The organism is Nitrincola sp., from assembly GCF_048264025.1.
Lineage (GTDB): Bacteria > Pseudomonadota > Gammaproteobacteria > Pseudomonadales > Balneatricaceae > Nitrincola.
The window spans coordinates 208,551-226,622 of sequence record NZ_JBLXDN010000003.1 but is presented as its reverse complement, the minus strand read 5'-3'; the positions used below and the strand labels follow the sequence as shown (position 1 = coordinate 226,622).

21 protein-coding genes and 1 pseudogene are annotated in these 18,072 nt (G+C 50.6%); 10 read left to right on the top strand and 12 right to left on the bottom strand.

Features of this window, described 5'->3' with window-relative positions:
• A pseudogene (locus ACN0R1_RS04540) lies at positions 1-211 on the bottom strand (IS110 family transposase); the annotation flags it as partial.
• A gap of 262 nt (positions 212-473) precedes the next feature.
• On the opposite strand from ACN0R1_RS04540, the gene ACN0R1_RS04535 reads away from it, so the two are divergent.
• A complete protein-coding gene (locus tag ACN0R1_RS04535; RefSeq protein WP_417580371.1) occupies positions 474-698 on the top strand; it encodes a VF530 family DNA-binding protein in 225 nt (74 codons plus the stop codon).
• Positions 699-744: 46 nt separating this feature from the next.
• Here ACN0R1_RS04535 and ACN0R1_RS04530 read toward each other — a convergent pair whose 3' ends face one another.
• Entirely contained in the window at positions 745-1,074 is a 330-nt protein-coding gene (locus tag ACN0R1_RS04530) for a helix-turn-helix transcriptional regulator (RefSeq protein WP_417580369.1), read from the bottom strand.
• 415 nt (positions 1,075-1,489) lie between these two features.
• Here ACN0R1_RS04530 and ACN0R1_RS04525 point away from each other — a divergent pair, with 415 nt between their 5' ends.
• From ACN0R1_RS04525 to ACN0R1_RS04515, 3 genes are all read left to right on the top strand, one after another.
• Positions 1,490-1,720: a CopG family transcriptional regulator gene (locus tag ACN0R1_RS04525; RefSeq protein WP_417580367.1), complete on the top strand. Its 231-nt coding sequence runs from the start codon at positions 1,490-1,492 to the stop codon at positions 1,718-1,720.
• The gene (locus ACN0R1_RS04520; protein WP_417580365.1) at positions 1,720-2,112 is read left to right on the top strand and encodes a type II toxin-antitoxin system VapC family toxin; all 393 of its coding nucleotides are present in this window, start codon (positions 1,720-1,722) and stop codon (positions 2,110-2,112) included. The genes ACN0R1_RS04525 and ACN0R1_RS04520 overlap by 1 nt, the downstream gene beginning before the upstream one ends.
• A 79-nt stretch (positions 2,113-2,191) precedes the next feature.
• Complete coding sequence (locus tag ACN0R1_RS04515) at positions 2,192-2,740, top strand: GNAT family N-acetyltransferase (RefSeq protein WP_417580363.1); 549 nt, start codon at positions 2,192-2,194, stop codon at positions 2,738-2,740.
• Between the two features lie 161 nt (positions 2,741-2,901).
• On the opposite strand, the gene nirK is transcribed toward ACN0R1_RS04515, so the two are convergent.
• Positions 2,902-4,281 carry a copper-containing nitrite reductase gene (nirK, locus tag ACN0R1_RS04510; protein WP_417580361.1) on the bottom strand — a complete coding sequence of 460 codons (1,380 nt, stop codon included), beginning with the start codon at positions 4,279-4,281 and terminating at the stop codon, positions 2,902-2,904.
• 323 nt (positions 4,282-4,604) lie between these two features.
• Here nirK and arfB point away from each other — a divergent pair, with 323 nt between their 5' ends.
• From arfB to ACN0R1_RS04495, 3 genes are read left to right on the top strand one after another with little or no spacing between them, the layout of a single operon-like run.
• Positions 4,605-5,018 carry an alternative ribosome rescue aminoacyl-tRNA hydrolase ArfB gene (arfB, locus tag ACN0R1_RS04505; protein ID WP_417580359.1) on the top strand — a complete coding sequence of 138 codons (414 nt, stop codon included), beginning with the start codon at positions 4,605-4,607 and terminating at the stop codon, positions 5,016-5,018.
• Positions 5,019-5,762 carry a glutathione S-transferase family protein gene (locus ACN0R1_RS04500; RefSeq protein WP_417580357.1) on the top strand — a complete coding sequence of 248 codons (744 nt, stop codon included), beginning with the start codon at positions 5,019-5,021 and terminating at the stop codon, positions 5,760-5,762. It begins immediately after the preceding gene.
• Positions 5,763-5,787: 25 nt separating this feature from the next.
• On the top strand, positions 5,788-6,720 hold the full coding sequence (locus ACN0R1_RS04495) for an ADP-ribosylglycohydrolase family protein (protein WP_417580355.1): 933 nt from the start codon (positions 5,788-5,790) through the stop codon (positions 6,718-6,720).
• Positions 6,721-6,854: 134 nt separating this feature from the next.
• On the opposite strand, the gene ACN0R1_RS04490 is transcribed toward ACN0R1_RS04495, so the two are convergent.
• On the bottom strand, positions 6,855-7,391 hold the full coding sequence (locus tag ACN0R1_RS04490; protein WP_417580353.1) for a DUF4124 domain-containing protein: 537 nt from the start codon (positions 7,389-7,391) through the stop codon (positions 6,855-6,857).
• 154 nt (positions 7,392-7,545) lie between these two features.
• Here ACN0R1_RS04490 and dusA point away from each other — a divergent pair, with 154 nt between their 5' ends.
• Together dusA and tal are read left to right on the top strand one after the other, a co-directional pair.
• Positions 7,546-8,580 carry a tRNA dihydrouridine(20/20a) synthase DusA gene (gene dusA, locus ACN0R1_RS04485; RefSeq protein WP_417580351.1) on the top strand — a complete coding sequence of 345 codons (1,035 nt, stop codon included), beginning with the start codon at positions 7,546-7,548 and terminating at the stop codon, positions 8,578-8,580.
• Positions 8,581-8,590: 10 nt separating this feature from the next.
• Positions 8,591-9,541, top strand: a complete 951-nt coding sequence (gene tal / locus ACN0R1_RS04480; protein WP_417580349.1) for a transaldolase — start codon at positions 8,591-8,593, stop codon at positions 9,539-9,541.
• Between the two features lie 46 nt (positions 9,542-9,587).
• Here the strand turns inward: tal and ACN0R1_RS04475 are convergent, their stop codons facing one another.
• The 3 genes from ACN0R1_RS04475 to ACN0R1_RS04465 all read right to left on the bottom strand — a co-directional run bounded on the left by ACN0R1_RS04475 (position 9,588) and on the right by ACN0R1_RS04465 (position 12,018).
• Positions 9,588-10,073 (bottom strand): STAS domain-containing protein, encoded by a 486-nt coding sequence (locus tag ACN0R1_RS04475; RefSeq protein WP_417580347.1) that lies wholly within the window; start codon positions 10,071-10,073, stop codon positions 9,588-9,590.
• Positions 10,074-10,080: 7 nt separating this feature from the next.
• Positions 10,081-11,241, bottom strand: a complete 1,161-nt coding sequence (locus tag ACN0R1_RS04470; RefSeq protein ID WP_417580345.1) for a PP2C family protein-serine/threonine phosphatase — start codon at positions 11,239-11,241, stop codon at positions 10,081-10,083.
• A gap of 69 nt (positions 11,242-11,310) precedes the next feature.
• Positions 11,311-12,018 carry a VacJ family lipoprotein gene (locus tag ACN0R1_RS04465; RefSeq protein ID WP_417580343.1) on the bottom strand — a complete coding sequence of 236 codons (708 nt, stop codon included), beginning with the start codon at positions 12,016-12,018 and terminating at the stop codon, positions 11,311-11,313.
• A 122-nt stretch (positions 12,019-12,140) separates the two neighbouring features.
• Here ACN0R1_RS04465 and ACN0R1_RS04460 point away from each other — a divergent pair, with 122 nt between their 5' ends.
• Positions 12,141-13,481, top strand: a complete 1,341-nt coding sequence (locus ACN0R1_RS04460) for a dihydroorotase (RefSeq protein ID WP_417580341.1) — start codon at positions 12,141-12,143, stop codon at positions 13,479-13,481.
• Here the strand turns inward: ACN0R1_RS04460 and ACN0R1_RS04455 are convergent.
• The 5 genes from ACN0R1_RS04455 to ACN0R1_RS04435 are packed head-to-tail and all read right to left on the bottom strand — an operon-like array spanning position 13,471 to position 18,055.
• Entirely contained in the window at positions 13,471-13,743 is a 273-nt protein-coding gene (locus tag ACN0R1_RS04455) for a GIY-YIG nuclease family protein (RefSeq protein WP_417580339.1), read from the bottom strand. The two genes, ACN0R1_RS04460 and ACN0R1_RS04455, sit on opposite strands and share 11 nt — an antisense overlap.
• A gap of 37 nt (positions 13,744-13,780) precedes the next feature.
• Positions 13,781-15,178, bottom strand: coding sequence for a siroheme synthase CysG (gene cysG / locus ACN0R1_RS04450; protein ID WP_417580337.1), 1,398 nt, complete (start codon positions 15,176-15,178; stop codon positions 13,781-13,783).
• A gap of 5 nt (positions 15,179-15,183) precedes the next feature.
• Positions 15,184-15,918 (bottom strand): phosphoadenylyl-sulfate reductase, encoded by a 735-nt coding sequence (locus ACN0R1_RS04445; RefSeq protein WP_417580335.1) that lies wholly within the window; start codon positions 15,916-15,918, stop codon positions 15,184-15,186.
• A 12-nt stretch (positions 15,919-15,930) separates the two neighbouring features.
• Complete coding sequence (locus ACN0R1_RS04440; RefSeq protein ID WP_417580333.1) at positions 15,931-16,413, bottom strand: DUF934 domain-containing protein; 483 nt, start codon at positions 16,411-16,413, stop codon at positions 15,931-15,933.
• Entirely contained in the window at positions 16,397-18,055 is a 1,659-nt protein-coding gene (locus ACN0R1_RS04435; RefSeq protein WP_417580331.1) for a nitrite/sulfite reductase, read from the bottom strand. Before ACN0R1_RS04435 ends, ACN0R1_RS04440 begins: the two co-directional genes overlap by 17 nt.
• Positions 18,056-18,072: the final 17 nt, after the last annotated feature.

Sequence of the window (18,072 nt, the reverse complement as noted above, 5' to 3'; positions counted from 1 at the left end):
CAGCTACCCAGTACCAGCAATGCATGCATTCGACACCCACGATCAGGTCATCCAGATAGGGTTGGATCAGGCGATGCAGAGCATCAGGACTGGCAGGAATTTCCTTGTGCAACAAGGTTTCACCCTGCTGATTGAGGATACAGACATACAAGCTACGAGCATGCAAATCGACTCCACAATAATGACGATGAGTGTTATTGTAAAAGTTCATTGGGTCTTCTCCTTTTTGGTTTGGTCGCCTTCCAGCTTAGTCAATCTGGCTAGGCTGGGGAGAAGGCTCAATGAGTATCAAAGCAAATCAGTCTAACGATGTAGCTCCCCTGCCCTGCCTTTTGCGAGTGGAACATAGCTCCACTAAGCTCGATGAATCGATTTTGAGACCGGAGTTGGCAAAGGGATGCACGCAAGAGTAAATCAGCTTACCATTGCATGTTTAAGCGGATCGCGCTCCCTTGCACCGGCAGGAACTCCCAATGAACCAAGAACAACCCAATAATCCTTTACATGGTTTGAGTCTGGAAAAAATACTCACACGCCTGGTCGAGCACTACGGTTGGGATGCTTTATATGCGCAGATCAATATCAACTGCTTTCACAATGATCCGTCCATTAAGTCGTCGCTGAAGTTTTTGCGCCGAACGCAGTGGGCCAGAGACAAGGTTGAGGCGTTGTATATTAATACCTTTGCCATCGACTAACTAAGCTGGAGGCAGAAAATCAAGACTTGTTCAGGGTGCATGCCAGTTATGCAGCATGGAGCGGACCCGAAGATATTGCTTTAGCTACATCTTTGGGAGAGGCTCCAAGGGCCAGGAGTGATTTCATGATCAGGTCTATGGAGACACTTGGATCTCCGGCCTCCATTTTGGCGATGCGTGACTGGCTGGAATGAACCATTTTTGCTAACTCTATCTGGCTCAGATTATTGTGCTGTCTACGCTGTCGAAGTGTATGGCTCAGCGCCAGCTTCATTTCAATGTAAGCAGACTCTTCAGGGGTCAAATCCAGAAACTCATTAACACTACCGACTTTCCAACCGGCGGCTTCCAGTTTCTTTCGTTTATTTTTTTGCATCGTCATACATCCTGAATCTGGACTTACAAACATCAATTCCATGTAGCCAAACTAATGGCTTGTCCTTTGGGCTCATGTACTACAATATATGTCGCATATGACATAAATACAAGCGAATGATATTTGATGAGCATAAAAATTTATGCACCAAGAGGACCCAGTGCACATTTTTGAAACGAAGCGATTAATCGCAAGACACCTCGGCCACCACAGGACCTTCCCGCTCTCACTGAAATTTTGAGTGATCCCGAGGTGATGCGCTATTCAGTGCGCGGTGGTTGCCATCATCGCGCCTGAGCATCGGGCGTCCATCAGGGTATTCGAGAAAGTCGGATTTAATACATAGCGATACTTGAATGCCACCCCCCTAAACACATATACTTCCACATATATTTTATCAAAGAGGCCAACCGCAATGGGACAAGTGACTATCTATTTGGAAGACGAGCTTGAGGCGAAGATGGTGGCCAACGCCAAGGCCCACAAATTGTCCAAAAGTAAATGGATTGCCACCGTCATCCGCGAGAGACTAGTCAACGAATGGCCGCCCGCCGTGCGTGAAGCCGCTGGCAGTTGGGGCGATTTTCCTGAGCTTGAAGTTATCCGGGGCGAAGCACACACCGATATCGAGCGGGAGAACCTGTAATGTGGGTGCTGGACACCAACACTCTGATCTATTTTTTTAAGGGACTGGGCAACGTAGGCGACATACTGCTGAGCCACGCCCCCGGCGATATCGGGATACCCAGCATCGTGCTTTACGAGCTGGAAGTGGGCATTGCCAAATCCACCTCCGCCCAGAAGCGCCGGGAACAACTCAAGGCATTGACCACAGTAACCCAACTGCTTCCCTTTGGCAGCGCCGAAGCCGAAGCCGCCGCCCGCATCCGGGTCAGCCTGGAAAAACAGGGCACCCCTATAGGCCCCTATGACTTACTGATCGCTGGCACTGCACTGGCACAGAATGCCACCCTGGTCACCCGCAATACCCGGGAATTCAACCGAATCAAAAAGCTACAGGTGGAAAACTGGTATTAGATAAATCCATTGGAGCAACAGGGTACTGGACCGCTGCCACAATCCTGTTGGGTTAGATATGCACCAAGAGGATGACCCAGTGCAGATTTTTGAAACAAAGCGATTAATCGCAAGACAACTCGGCCACCAGGACCTTCCCGCCCTCACTGAGATTTTGAGCGATCCCGAGGTGATGCGCTATTCAGTGCGCGGGGTTTGCGATGAAAAAGCCACTGGCGAGTTTATTGATTGGTGTATGGCCTGCTACTCATCTCACAGAATAGGCCCCTGGGCATTGCTGGAGAAAAGCTCGGGTGATCTGGTTGGCTTCTGTGGTGTCAGCCCTGAACAGGTCGGTGGCGTTGAGGAGGTCAACCTGGGCTATCGATTAGGACGTAGATTTTGGAACCAGGGGCTGGCGACAGAAGCGGTTCAGGCTGTTATAGAATATGTTTTTGACCAAAAACACTGTGACTCGGTGGTTACCATCATCGAACCTGAGCATCTGGCGTCTATCAGGGTATCCGAGAAAGCCGGATTTAAGGATTACTCCATTCATGAGTTCCATGGTCGGCGGGTGCGTGTGTATCGGATGGCGATAAGTACAGGTCTCGATATAAGTTATGTCAGTGACATGAGTCGGATGTAATGCATCGCAATACCCGGGAATTCAGCCGGATCAAAAAGCTAAAGGTAGAAAACGGGTATTAGCCAAATCCATTGGAGCAACAGGGTACTGGACCCTGTTGGTCTGAAAAAAAGCCCCCTGATCCGAAGACCAGGGGGCTTGCAGTTACTGGCCCTGAAAAATCAGTGGTTGCCGATATCCTTGCCGTGCGCATCAAAGACACTGCTATCGGCCTCGCCTTCGACAGTCAGGAAACCTGCCAAGCCGCGTTCAGCCCGTGACAGGGCATGGTCGACCAGAATATAGCGTCCCGGGTAGTCAACCTGGAACTCAACCATGGTGGAACCACCGGGTGCCACTGATGTAGTCTGCACATTGTGAAGTGGTGGATCGGTCAGCGCACCTTCGTGATAGACACGATCAAAGATCTCACCAATCACATGGAAGGATGAGGTCGCATTCGGCCCGCCGACACCGAAGAAAATCCGTACCGTTTCCCCTACCTGTGCCGTCATGTTATGAATGCTTTTGAGCGAGTTTACAGAGCCATTAAAAATCATGTACTCGAAATCCTCATCAAGCAGTTTATCGAGTGAGAAGGACAGCTCACCTCTGGTACCAAAATCCTCTGTTGTATATAGCTCACCCTGCATAACATAGAATTCCCTGTCTACTGGATCAAGGCCACCCTCGGGTTCGACCAGAATCATCCCGTACATACCGTTGGTGATATGGTGCGCTACCATAGGGGTTGCGCAGTGGTAGACATAGAGCCCCGGCTGCAAGGCTTTGAAAGTAAAGCTCTCGGTCTGACCCGGAGCCGCCTGAGTTACAGCAGCACCACCACCAGGTCCGGTTACGGCGTGAAAATCTACCGAGTGGATCATCGTGGAGCTTTCGGGGTTTTTCAGGTTGATCGTGACGGTATCACCTTCACGTACACGCAGAAAAGGCCCTGGCACAGTGCCGTCGAATGTCCAGAATTTATAGCTGCTGCCATTATCAAGCTTGCCAACTTTTTCCACCGTTTCCAGCGTGTACTCCAGGGTTGTAGGCTCACGATCTCCGATTGGACCAGGTAGATCCATGGGTGAAAGGGTCATATCGTCGGCATCTATATCGGTCGTTGTTGTCCCTTCTCCGACAACGATCATCCCTTCCATACCGGCAGGTCGATGGCCGGGTACCGAGCACCAGTAAGCGAATTCACCTTCTTTGTCAGCACGAAATGCCAGGACTGTACTTGCTCCCTGCCCTGCTACCTGATCTGATTTGGCATTATTGAAATCCGGCGCAACGATATCATGCAGGGCACCGTCGCCATTGATCATATTGATCTGCACCATCGCACCCAATTTAACATTCAGCGTGGGGTTGACCTTGCCATCAATATCACCACCCTGCCCGATATAGACCAAGCGGCCATCAGCAATTGCCGTTCGTAAGGTAAAGGTTGCATCGGGGGTGTACTTTGCCGTGGATTCATTAGCGGCCGTAGCAACCCATGGCGTGAATAAAATTGCCACGAATAGTAGCAAATAATTAAGGATTTTAATTCTCATATACTTCTCCTGCTAGATAACCAGAAACTATGTCTCAATCAAGGGGCACTCGAGTTGTGACTCAGGAATACAAAATGATATTGGGGTTATTGCAACACCAATACCTTCATATGAGTTATATCTAGTAGACATAGTATTTAAAATCAAATAATTTTCATTATTTATTAATATCCCTGTCTATTTTCATTCAATTTCCACAGCTGTGCAGTTTCTCCAGGGGCCAATCTCTATTGTTTCGAAGAGGCTTGTAATTTGAGTTACACTTACTCTTCAGCCTTTTCACTTGAGTAAGAGGCAGATAACAACTTAACCAAGAGGCGCTTTTGCTCGAAATTACAGACAACGTTCATCTGGCTGACTGGGAGATCGAGTTCCAGGCGATTCGTGCCCAAGGTGCCGGTGGGCAGAACGTGAACAAGGTGGCATCTGCCGTGCATTTGCGCTTTGATATTCAGCGCTCCTCTCTACTCCCCTTTTATAAGGAACGTTTGCTGAACTATTCTGATCAACGGATCAATCAGGATGGCGTAATCGTGATCAAGGCACAGCGCTTTCGTACCCTGGAAATGAACAAGGACGATGCCCTGCAACGGCTGAAAGAGTTGATCCAACAGGCGATCAAACCCGTAAAGATACGCCGAGCCACAAGACCGACCAGGGGTTCGCAACGACGACGCATGGATAACAAAACCCAGCGTGGTAAAACTAAATCACTGCGCAACAAAGTTGATGTTTGAATGACTAAACTCACTCTTTACCAGTTCCCCATTTCACACTTTTGTGAAAAAGTGCGTTGGACGCTGGACTTCAAGGACTTGCCCTACCAAACCCGAAAACTTATGCCGGGCTTTCATATCCGCGTGATCCGTAAACTATCCAGCTCCTCCTCCGTTCCCCTGCTGACCCATGGCGATCAAGTGGTTCAGGGCTCGGCGGCCATAACTGATTATCTGGAAGCGTTACAGCCACAACCGGCATTGACTCCCGTCACACCGGAGCAGGCTCAAAGTGCCATAGCTTGGGAGCAGCGCCTTGATGCTGAATTGGGTCCGGCGACGCGTGTGTTTGCTTATCATTACCTGCTGGATCGGCCCGACATCCTTGTTCCCTGGCTAACCACCGGACTGCCTTTTTATTCTCGCTGGTTGTTCCGCGCACTGTTCCCCAAAATAGCCAAAGTCATGCGTAAAAAGATACGCATTAATGCAGCCAACGCGGACAAATCCCGGTTGATTATTGAGGAACTGTTACAGGAGATCTGCAGTGTCTATCGCTGTGGTAACTACCTGGCTGGGGATACCTTCTCACGCGCTGACCTCGCTGCATGCGCCCTGCTTGCTCCATTATTCATGCCTGCCGGCTATGGAATAGAGTGGGGACCGCTATCTGACTTTCCGGCAGAAATGCAGGCATGGCTGCAAACACATCAACACGAGCTGGATGAAGTTGCAGCCATCTATCAGAAGCATCGGCTGAATTAAAACTTAGTTATTGGGAATCAACCAGATGGGATTAAAGCGTGCTCAAGGCTGCTTAATGGGCCAACTCTGTGGTGACTCACTAGGCAGTCTGGTTGAGTTTCAGGATGCTGAAATGATCGCCCAACGTTACCCTGAAGGTCTACGCCAACTGGATAACGGTGGTACATGGAACACCCTGGCAGGTCAGCCTACCGATGACTCCGAAATGGCACTTGCCCTTGCCAGATTGCTGGTTCAATACAACAGCTATGATAAACACCTGGCTTATAAAGCCTACCTGGACTGGATTGACTCGCATCCGTTCGATAGCGGCATGACAATTGCTGATGGACTTAAAGGCGTGCCAAATACAGACAGTCAGGCCAATGGCGCATTAATGCGCATCAGTCCGCTGGGTATTTTTGCGTCTCGTGCAACTGACTCCCAGATTATAGAATGGGCCAGCCAGGATGCTGCACTTACCCACCCACATCTCATCTGCCAGCAGGCTAATGCTTTATATACACTGGCCATTGCGAGATGCATTGAACAGGACTTAACCCCAGAAACGGTTTATACAAAAATCCAAAATTGGGCACAGATACTCGATGTTGATCCTGAACTAATGGTGGCTATTGAAGTTGCCGCAGTCATGCCTCCAGCAGACTATCTGAATCAGCAAGGATGGGTGCTACTTGCCTTTCAGAATGCCTTGTGGCAATTGCTACACGCCGAGAGTCTGGAAGAAGCTATTGTTGATACAGTGATGCGAGGTGGCGATACGGATACAAATGCGGCTATTTGCGGTGCTCTGCTCGGTGCTGTCTATGGGGTTGATGCCATTCCAGAACGGTGGATCAAATGTGTACTGAATTGCCGCCCTGCTCCTGGAAAACCTGGCGTACATCAACCCAGACCTGAAATTTATTGGCCTGTCGATGCGCTTGAACTGGCAGAGCGGTTGTTGAACGCATATTAATAGACCATCATAATGATCTGAATTATACGATCACGATTTTTAATGGTGTGATTCAGAAGATTGAGTGGAGTCGGTTTTAGTCTATAGGCGATTAAAACTTAGCGGCCATTTAGCTTGCACAGAATTCTGCCCCCTCACGGGGCGGCTAACAAAAACAAGGCCGCATCTCGCTCAGCTTCCAGCCTGATCCACGCCCTGGCCATATTGATATTGTCGCCTAGATGCTGACGCTGTATCTGTTCTAATCTTTCATCATAGCGTCCATTAATCACATTCCAGTCAGGATGCAGTACTTCAGCGCGCAAGGCGCGTGCTTCATTACGCTGTATCTCGTTTCTAAGACGATCTCGCAGTGCCGGTTGATCACTGCCCACTAATCGATTAACAATGCTTCTGAGATCCTGATAGCGTGTTGTTATCAACTGTTTATCGAGTGGTCGACCTGAACTTCCAGCATTACTATGACTTAAAGATCTTTGACCCGGTTGCACACCCAGTGTGCCGCCACTGGTAGGCGTAAGATCCAATGCTGGTATTTGATGAGCATCGGGACCACAAGGCAAATTTGAAAATACTTTTTGGCCGCTATCGCCAGTACACCGATAGACCTGAGATAGCGCGTCAGTCGATACCAGTAGTGCAGTCAGAAATACAATTTGTCTCGATAACATGCTTTAATCTTCCCTGATATAAATGTGATGGTTGGTAGTATATGCCATTCACCCTCTATTTGAATATCCGGTTTTCGTAAACACCCCTTGTCACTGTATACTGTGTCTCCCAGCAGGCTAGGCTGCTTTTATAAAGACACTGACTCGCGTAAACATGAACGAAAATCACACCAGTAATATTTCAGTAAAATCAACCTCAACACCAGACAACACGCGGGTTTCAAAGGCTCGGCGTTTTTCAGTGGCCCCGATGATGGATTGGACTGATTCCCACTGCCGCTCTTTTCACCGCTTGCTGACGCACAATGCCCTGCTCTACACCGAGATGGTAACCACTGGCGCGCTGATTCATGGGCATCGGGAGCGTTTTTTGCGTTATACCGCCGATGAGCACCCTGTTGCCCTGCAGTTGGGTGGCAGCAATCCGGAGGAGTTGGCGCTCTGTGCACGTATGGCGGAAGATCATGGCTATGATGAGGTCAACCTGAATGTCGGCTGCCCCAGTGATCGGGTGCAGAACAATATGATAGGTGCCTGCCTGATGGAGCACCCTCAGCGGGTGGCGGACTGTCTGGCGAAGATGCAGGATGCAGTGAACATTCCGGTAACCATCAAGCATCGCCTGGGGATTGATGAGCTGGATAGTCAGGAATACCTGTTGGGTTTTATCGATCAGGTGCGCCAGAGTGGCTGCAGCACTTTTATCGTTCATGCTCGCAAGGCCATTCTGCAAGGTTTGAACCCTAAACAGAACCGCGAAATACCGCCGCTGTGCTACGATCGGGTTTATGAAGTTAAACAAGTGTTTCCGGACTTGGAAATTATCATCAATGGCGGTATAACATCTATGGATGCCTGCATTACGCACTTGCAGCATGTGGATGGTGTTATGATCGGTCGGGAGGCCTACCAGAACCCCTACCCGCTGCTGAGCCAGGTGGATGCCCTGTTATTTGATGATCACCACCCGGTAGCATCCCGGCAGGCCATAGCGGAAGCCTTTATTCCCTATATTGAAGCACAGGTAGCGCTGGGTGCCCCGCTCTATGCCATTACCAAGCACCTGCTGGGTTTATTCCATGGTCAGCGCGGCGGGAAACAATTTCGCCGCCATATCAGCGAAAATGGCCACAAGCAAGCGGCAGGACCCGAAGTTTTTATACAAGCACTTGAATTTGTAACAGGATAAGGAATTGATAATGGACCAGCTCGAACAACTGAAACAGATGACTAGTGTGGTAGCCGATACCGGTGATATCGATGCCATTGCACGCTTTAAGCCGGTAGATGCCACCACCAATCCATCTTTGATGCTGAAAGCCGCGCAGGACACCAAGTATGCACACCTGTTACAAACAGCCAAACAGCAAGCCGAAGCACTCGGTGGCAGTAATGCAGAGCTGCTGCAAAATATGACTGATCAACTGGCCGTGTTACTGGGCAGCGAGATCAGTCAGATGATTCCAGGGCGCATTTCCACCGAAGTGGATGCACGCCTGTCCTTTGATACCCAGGCAACCCTGGCCAAAGCCCGCCAATTGATCGAAATGTATGCTAAGTTCGGCGTAGGTCGTGAACGTGTACTGATCAAAATTGCCTCAACCTGGGAAGGTATTCAGGCAGCCAAAACACTGGAAAAAGAAGGGATTCAGTGCAACCTGACACTGTTGTTCGGCTTTAGTCAGGCCAAGGCCTGTGCTGATGCAGGGGCATTTTTAATCTCCCCCTTCGTCGGACGCATTCTGGACTGGCACAAGGCACGTTTCCCGGATCAGGATTTCAGTGGTGAGCAGGACCCTGGCGTTGCCTCGGTCAGCCGCATCTACCGCTACTACAAGACGCACGGCTATGACACGGTGGTAATGGGTGCCAGTTTCCGTAATATCGGTGAGATACGCTCATTGGCCGGTTGTGACCGCCTGACTATCAGCCCGGCACTGATGCAGGAGCTGTCTGATTCTCAGGATACGCTGGAGCGCCGACTCAGTGCTGATAACCCGCAGTCAGATGATCAGCAAGCCGCCGTCGATGAAGCCGCTTTCCGCTGGCAGATGAATGAAGACGCCATGGCCACAGAGAAGCTGGCTGAAGGTATTCGTAACTTCGCTGCGGATCAGGTGAAGCTGGAAACCCTGCTCAGTAAGCTTTAAGTTAAATCAGGTCGGGCTTGTTAAAGCCTACTGGCAGAAAAGGTCGTCAGGAACAGCTTTCGAGGGTCTCAACCAGATCCTTGAAAGCACTGCGGTTGCCTTCATTCAAGTCGATTAAGACCCTGTGGGCATGAATAATGCGCATACGCACATCATCTTCCGACTCCAGCACAAACGGAACCTGCTTCAGATCTTTTACGCTGGTGGGCAGAAAATCAAGCAGCAGAAACACCTGATCAAAACCCATCGCCAAAAGTATCTGGGTGATATCCGGGTTGGTTGAAACCAGCGTTGGTTTGGGCATATCCCGTTCGCTGCACTTCACCGCAAGCTTGGCCACCAGGCCTAGCGAGGTACTGTCGATATTCGTTGTCTCTGTCAGATCGATCAAGGTGTCTTTGATCGTGATATTGGACAGGCACTGCTCTAAGTGTTTATCAATGGTAGAGCAAAGTGTTAACCGTACCTCTCCAACAAACTTAAGCACATAATGCCCATCCTGACAGGCATAAAAAATTTCACCGTCACTCATAATATGGTCAGGCTCTGGATACCGTCATAATGGCTACGTCATCAGGGTGTGTTTCGGCACCAAACTCAAATTCTGTAGTGAGTTGTGCTGACGAAACATAGCCATTTTGTAATTTTCTCAGCAGCAAGGCTTCCTTGTCCGCCAGAGAAGGTTCAGCGATTGTTTCCAGGATTCCATCTGAAAATAACGTTAGGGTGAAATGTGCTGGCAGCTCAATTTCACGCTGTTCAAAAACAGGCTTTTCAAATAATCCCACTGGCATACCACGCCCTTCCAGGAACGATGCCGTTCCACTGGCACTTAACACGGGCATAGGATGGTGGCCACCCACGGCATAGGTCAACACGGAAGTGCGCGTATTGACCAGCCCGATGAACATTGTCATGTGCTTGCCCATACGCGTCAGAAGAATTTCCTGATTAATGCGGCTAAGCGTAGCTGATGGTGAGAGAATGTCAAAGCTGGAGTTACGATGATAGTTACGCGCCAAACGACTGGTCAGATTTTTAAGCAGCACAGTAACCAGTGCTGACGATGCCCCATGGCCTGAAACATCAGCCAGATAGAACATCACTTGATCGTCATTTATTTTAATCGCATCAACAAAATCGCCACTGAGTAACAGCGAAGGTGTCAGCGTATATTCAAAACGCAGATTATTGATTACCTGCTCTTGTGGTGGCAGCAGGTTTTGCTGTACATGCTGGGCCGCATGATGATCAGCTCGCAGCTCATCAAGACTACGCTCCAGCGACTCTCTAAGGCGCGAGGTGTCTTCAATAAAGGCCGCTCGACGGATGTGACGTTCCATCGATGCCACAAAGGCCTCTGGGTTATCGTCAAGTTCAGAACGCAAAAACACATCATCAGCGCCTGCGCGCAACGATTGACGCAGGATTTCCGAACTGTCTGTTGGTGTTATCGCCACCACAGGTTTCGGATTCAAGCGCGCCGCAATACGCCGCAAGGTATCGAGATCAACAATGGAAAGATCAACCAGGGTGAGAGAGAACTCAACGTGGTCGAGTGATTCAGCCGCCACATCAAGGTTTCGCGCTAACGAGATCTTGATGTTAGGTTGATCACAGAGTTCGCAGAGTTCAAACAGCCTATCTACCGTTTCTGTGCATGCAGAAACCAATAGCACATGCTGAAAAATTCGGCTCATAAATCACTAAACCTGTTGTTGATTTGATTCATGAGCCGACCTGTTTAACAACACTGGAGGCAAGGGGTTTTAGAAGTCCGACTCATCGTAACGAACATCCATCACACCGTCGTTAATCAAGTATTCACGACGCTGCAGGTAGGCATCTCGGATAAAGGAATAACGGTCACCACTAATGATACGTTCGGCGTCCAGTAACTGTGAACGAGTATCCAGTAAGCGCAATGCCTGTAGTGAATTACGAGTACCACGATCATCAACATAGACCACAGGGTCTAGATACCAATCAGGTACCATACCGGCAGTATCACGAACAGTACTGGGTCCAAACAAAGGCAGTACAACATAAGGACCTGATGACACGCCCCAGTAGCCCAGTGTTTGACCGAAGTCTTCGTCATTCTTGGCCATGCCCAACGGCGTCGCTACGTCAATCACCCCTCCCAGACCAAAGGTAGTGTTATAGGTGATGCGAGCGAAGTCCTCCAGCGCATTATGCACCTTGCCCTGCAGCAAATTGTTAAACAAGGTTCGAACGTCTCTGAGGTTTTCAAAGAAGTTGTTTACGCCGGTTTGTGCAATCTCTGGTGTTACATAACGATAACCCTGGGTTACCGGTTTGATGATTGCTCTATCCAGACCATCATTGAATGTAAACATGGTGCGGTTAAAACCTTCCCATGGATCATTTTCCTGTTGCGCCTGCACGGCGGTCGCCGAGAGTGTTATTGCGATGCCAGTAGTGATTGCTAGTTTTCTCATGGATAGAGACAGCATTTCGGTTCCTTTATTCTGCCAGAGATGCGAAGCTATTGTTCACTATTGTAGTCATTGATGCGCTGCGAATAAAGCGCATTCGGTTTATAATTGAAACAAAACCAGCTAACTGAGACACCAGCATGACCCATCTATTGATTAAAAACGCCAAAATCGTCAACGAAGGTCGAATCAGTGATGCCGACATTCTGATTTCCGGCGAACGAATCGAGAAAATTGCCGATTTCATTCCGCCTCCAGAGCGGTGTGAAATACTGGATGCCGGTGGTAAGTATGTGTTGCCGGGAATGATTGATGACCAAGTGCATTTCAGGGAGCCGGGGGTTACTTATAAGGGTGATATTTTCACCGAGTCACGCGCCGCTGTTGCCGGTGGCATCACTAGCTACATGGAAATGCCAAACGTCAAACCACCCACGCTGACACTGGAAGCGCTGGAAGCAAAATTTGCTATAGCAGATGAAAAATCTATCGCAAACTATTCTTTTTACATGGGTTCATCTAACGACAACCTGGAAGAAATCAAGCGTCTGGACAAGAATCAAGCCTGCGGTGTAAAAGTGTTTATGGGTGCATCTACCGGTAATATGCTGGTGGATGATATCCACGCACTGGAGGGTATTTTCCGCGAAGCCCCTGCTATTGTTGTTACTCACTGTGAAGACTCTCCAACCATTCTGGCGAATGAAGCCCGCTACCGCGCTGAGTACGGCGATAACATCCCGGTCATCTATCATCCGGACATACGTTCACGTGAGGCCTGCCTGAAGTCATCTACCCTGGCGGTAGAGCTGGCAAAAAAATTCGGTACCCAGCTACATGTTCTGCACCTGACCACAGCGGATGAGCTGCAGCTGTTTACAGCTGGTCCCATCGCTGGCAAGCAAATTACCCTGGAGGCCTGTGTCCATCACCTGTTCTTTAGCAGTGATGATTACCTGACACTGGGTAACCAGATCAAATGCAACCCGGCAATCAAATCCCTGGCTGACCGGGAAGCGTTGCTGCGTGCCGTGAATGAAGATGTGATAGATATTATCGCCACCGACCATGCCCCGCACACCTGGGAAGAAAAACAGGCCGATACTTACTTCACCGCGCCCGCTGGCCTGCCGTTGGTACAACATGCCCTGCCCAGCTTGCTGGAGCATTACCATAACGGTATTTTCACCCTCGAACGCATAGTGCAGAAAACCAGCCACAATGTCGCTGAGCGCTACAAAATCGCTGATCGTGGCTATCTGCGTGAAGGCCACTTTGCCGACTTGGTACTGATCGACCTGCATAAACCCTTCACAGTGACCCGCAACAACATCTTGTACAAATGTGGCTGGTCACCGTTTGAGCATTATCAATTCAGAAGCAGCATAGATACGACGCTGGTGAATGGACGGGTGGTGTATCAGGATGGACAAATTCAAGAACCGGGTGTCAGTGGTCAACGGATGCTGTTTACTCGCTAAGGGCTTGTTCTCTATGCTCCAGCAAGCGCTCTTTGGCCGGACGCGGCAGTTTTTTTACTGCCGCTTCGCGCTTTAGTGCGCTGCTACGATTCGGGTGAGACTCCTGCCAGACCAGCGCCACTGGACGGCGGGCGCGTGTATAGCGAGCCCCCAGTCGATTGCACTGATTATGCTCCAGCACACGACGACTGGTATCGGTAGTGATACCTGTGTACAGGGAGTTATCAGCGCAGCGGAGTATATAAACAAACCAAGGATTCATAGCGCTATGATGCCAGAATCTGGCGCTGACTCAAGCGTCATTCAGTTTCGGCTGATGCACCGAACCAACTGAGTTGAGACTGCAACGCCACTACCTCTCCCACAATAATAATCGCCGGCGCTTCCAGCTGCGCCTCTGCCTGCTGAGCAACGATAGTCTGCAACTGTCCGGTGAGTACCCGTTGTTGCGCCGACGTACCTTGCGACACGATGGCTATCAAGGTATCAGCTGGCTTCCCCTGCTCCATCAATCCCTGCACCAACAGCTCTAAGGTGTGCAGCCCCATGTAAAACACGATAGTCTGATTGGGTTGGACTAACTCGGCAAAATTCAGATCGGAGGTACGGTTTTTTAGCTGCCCGGTAACAAACTTCACCGACTGCGCGTAATTGCGATGGGTCAGCGGAATACCGCCATAGGTAGAGCAAGCACTGGCCGCGGTAATTCCCGGCACCACCTGAAACGGAATGCCGGCGGCTTTTAACTGCTCCAGTTCTTCGCCACCACGACCAAAAATAAACGGGTCCCCGCCTTTTAGTCGCACCACGCGCCGTCCAGCACGGGCATGGTCAATCAACAACTGGTTGATATCCTGCTGCGGTACCGCGTGATTATCGCGTTTTTTACCCACATAGATCAGATCGGCATCACGACGACACAGCTCCAGCACCTCATCCGAGACCAAGCGGTCATACAGCACCACATCGGCCTGCTGCATCAGCCGCAAGGCTTTGAAGGTCAGCAATTCTGGATCACCCGGCCCCGCTCCGACCAGGTAAACTTCACCCGTGTGGCTATCGGCATTCCCAGCGGCTATCTGCTCCAGCAGCAGCGCCTCAGCCTCGGCATCCCGACCGGCAAATACCCGCTCGGCGACCTGACCATTCAGCACCTTTTCCCAGAACACCCGACGCTCATTCACCGAACCAAAGCGCGCCTTGACCTGATCACGCAACCGACCAACCAACTGCCCCAGGCGACTGAAACTGATCGGAATCTGACTTTCCAGTTTGGAGCGCAGAATACGCGCCAATACCGGCGATTGGCCACCGGAGCTGATACCGATAACGATAGGAGAACGATCAACAATAGCAGGAAAAATAAAGGTGCAGAGCGCCGGATTATCCACCACATTCACCGGCACATTGGCAGCGATGGCATCGTGATGCACACGCTCATTCAGCGCCTCATCATCGGTTGCGGCCAGCACCAGGGTTTTTCCTGCCAACAAGGGCGCATGGTAAGGGCCGGTAATGGCAAGACCCTGATGTTGATCCAGCAGCTCATGCAGTTCAGGTAGAATGTCCAGGGCTACAACACTGAGCTGCGCACCGGCACGGCTCAACAGCCTGGCTTTACGCAGGGCAATATCGCCGCCGCCCACGAGCAACACATCCCGACCCTTGAGGTCAAAAAACAGCGGCAAATATTGCATGGATTTTATCTCGAAGTGCGTAAAGGAATACTGGAGCTGGCGGCCGCATGCAGTCCGCATTCACGGTTTTCAGGATTCTCCCACCACCAGCGTCCAGCGCGCACATCCTCACCCATCGTAATAGAACGTGTACAGGGGGCACAGCCTATGCTGGGGTAGTGCTGATCATGCAAGGCATTATAGGGCACATCAAAGTGCTTGATATAGGCCCAGATCTCGGCCTGAGTCCAGTCAGCCAGCGGATTAAGCTTCTGCAAACCGTTAGCGGCATCCCACTCAGAAAGCTCAACGGCATCACGCGTGACTGACTGTTCCCGGCGCAAGCCGGTAATCCAGGCAGCACGACCGGCCAAGGCGCGCTTGAGTGGTTCCAGCTTACGTACACCACAACAGGCTTTGCGTAACGCCTGGGATTCATAAAAGGCATTAATCCCATGATCACGCACAAAACCTTCTACAGCGGTAGCATCCGGGTAATAGACATCCACTTTCAGCTGCGGATAACGCTCAGAGAATTTTGCCAATAGCGTCAGGGTTTCTTCTGGCAAGCGTCCGGTATCCAGCACAAATTGGCCGATACCCGGCAGGTGCTGCGCCAGCAGATCCGCCAGCACCATATCTTCAGCCCCCAGGCTGTTCGCCAGCACCAGATTGCCCTGATATTGGCTTTCGGCTTGCTGCAACAGGCTCACCGCCTGGGCAATTTTATCCTGCAACTGGGATGTTAATACATCTGACATGGTCTATACCCTTCAAGATTGACGGTAGATCGGACGCGGATCATCAGCCGCACCCTGATAACGCACGGAGATTTCAGTAAAGGCACTGAGCATCTCCGGTTTATATTTTTCATCGGCCAGGGCAAAAGCATTAAAGCCACAACGTTCCAGATAGCCTAGCTGATCTCGGCCGATATCGCCGACAGCACGCAATTCACCGGTATAGCCGAGACGACGTATCTGGCGCGCCAGACTATAGCCACGACCATCACGGAACATGGGGAACTCGATGGCGATCAGAGACAACTGCGCCAGCCAGGGCTGCAGATCAGCGGCGGCTTGTTCACCGTTGATCTGAACACCCAGACGATTCGGATTAGTGTCAGCTGCTTGCTGTAGCAAGGCAAACGGTACCAGCAGGTCTTTAATAGATTCCGCCTGGAAGTCTTCCGGCTGCTCCGGGTTAACGAAGGTCCAGGTATTTTCAGCTGTCTGGCGATCAATGAGCAACGGCATAAACCTTCTCCTTAAACGGGGCGACGCCTACACGGCGCACGGTATCCAGAAAGCGCTCTTCATCGGTACGCTGTTCTACATAGGTTTCCAGAATTTTACGTAACACCGCGGGCACTTCATCGGCTGCGACAGCTTTACCCAGTACTTTACCGAGTGACGCATCTTCGCGGCCCGAACCACCTAAGGTGATCTGATACCAGTCTTCGCCCTTCTTATCCACGCCCAAAATACCTATATGACCGACATGGTGATGACCACAGGCATTGATACAGCCGGACATATTCAACTGAATATCGCCCAGGTCGTAAAGGTAGTCCAGATCTTCAAACTCAGTATTGATCGCATCAGCAATGTTCAGCGTTTTGGCATTGGCCAGCGCACAGAAATCAAACCCGGGGCAGACAATCATGTCAGTCAGGGTGTTGATATTGGCACGAGCCAGGTTATGCTCAGCCAGTTTTTGCCACACAGCATAAAGATCAGCTTTACGCACTTCGGCCAGAACCAAGTTCTGATCATGAGTTGAGCGTATTTCGGCAAAGCTGTACTGCTCAGCCAGGTCGGCTACCACATCCATCTGCAGATCAGTGATATCACCGGGTGCACCCAGCAGCGGCTTTAACGACACCACTACGCTGCGATAACCGGATACCTTGTGCGCCCGGGTATTGCGCTCGTACCAGACACGGAAATCCGTATCGGCAGCCAGCTTGGCTTCCAGATCTTCACTGTGATCAGGCAGGGATTCATAAGGGTGTGGCACGAAGAACGACTTCACCCGGTCGATTTCCTGCTGGGTCAGCGTCAGCTCTGTATCGCGCGCATACTGCCATTCGGCTTCAACCAGCTCACGGAAGGCATCGATACCCAGGGACTCGACCAGAATTTTGATGCGGGCCTTGTACTTGTTGTCACGACGCCCTTTGAGGTTATACACCCGCAAAATCGCATCCAGATAGGACAGTAGATCCGCTTTAGGCAAAAACTCACGAATGACTTTACCGATCACCGGCGTACGGCCCAAACCGCCACCGACCAGCACTTCAAAGCCGACTTCACCCTCAGTGTTGCTGACCAGATGCAAGCCAATATCATGTACCTGACTGGCGGCACGGTCTTCTTTGCTGCCGGTAACAGCAATTTTGAACTTGCGCGGCAGGTAAGCAAATTCCGGGTGCAGTGTCGACCACTGACGAATAATTTCACACCAGGGACGTGGGTCTTCCAACTCATCGGCGTTGACACCGGCAAAGTGGTCCGTGGTGGTATTACGGATGCAGTTGCCGGAGGTCTGAATGGCATGCATCTGCGCTTTCGCCAGCTCGGCGAGAATATCCGGCACCTCTTCCAGCTTGGGCCAGTTGAACTGAATATTAGTACGCGTAGTAAAGTGACCGTAGCCTCGATCATAGGTACGGGCAATATGCGCCAACTTGTGCAACTGATCCGAGGACATCAATCCATAAGGAATTGCCACCCGTAACATCGGCGCCTGACGCTGGATATACAATCCATTCATCAAGCGCAAGGCCAGAAACTCATCATCCGACAAGTCTCCGGCCAGATAGCGGCGGGTCTGATCTCGGAACTGCTCAACACGTTCATCAACGATTTGCTGATCGACGTTATTATACTGATACATGACGACTCTTTTCCCCT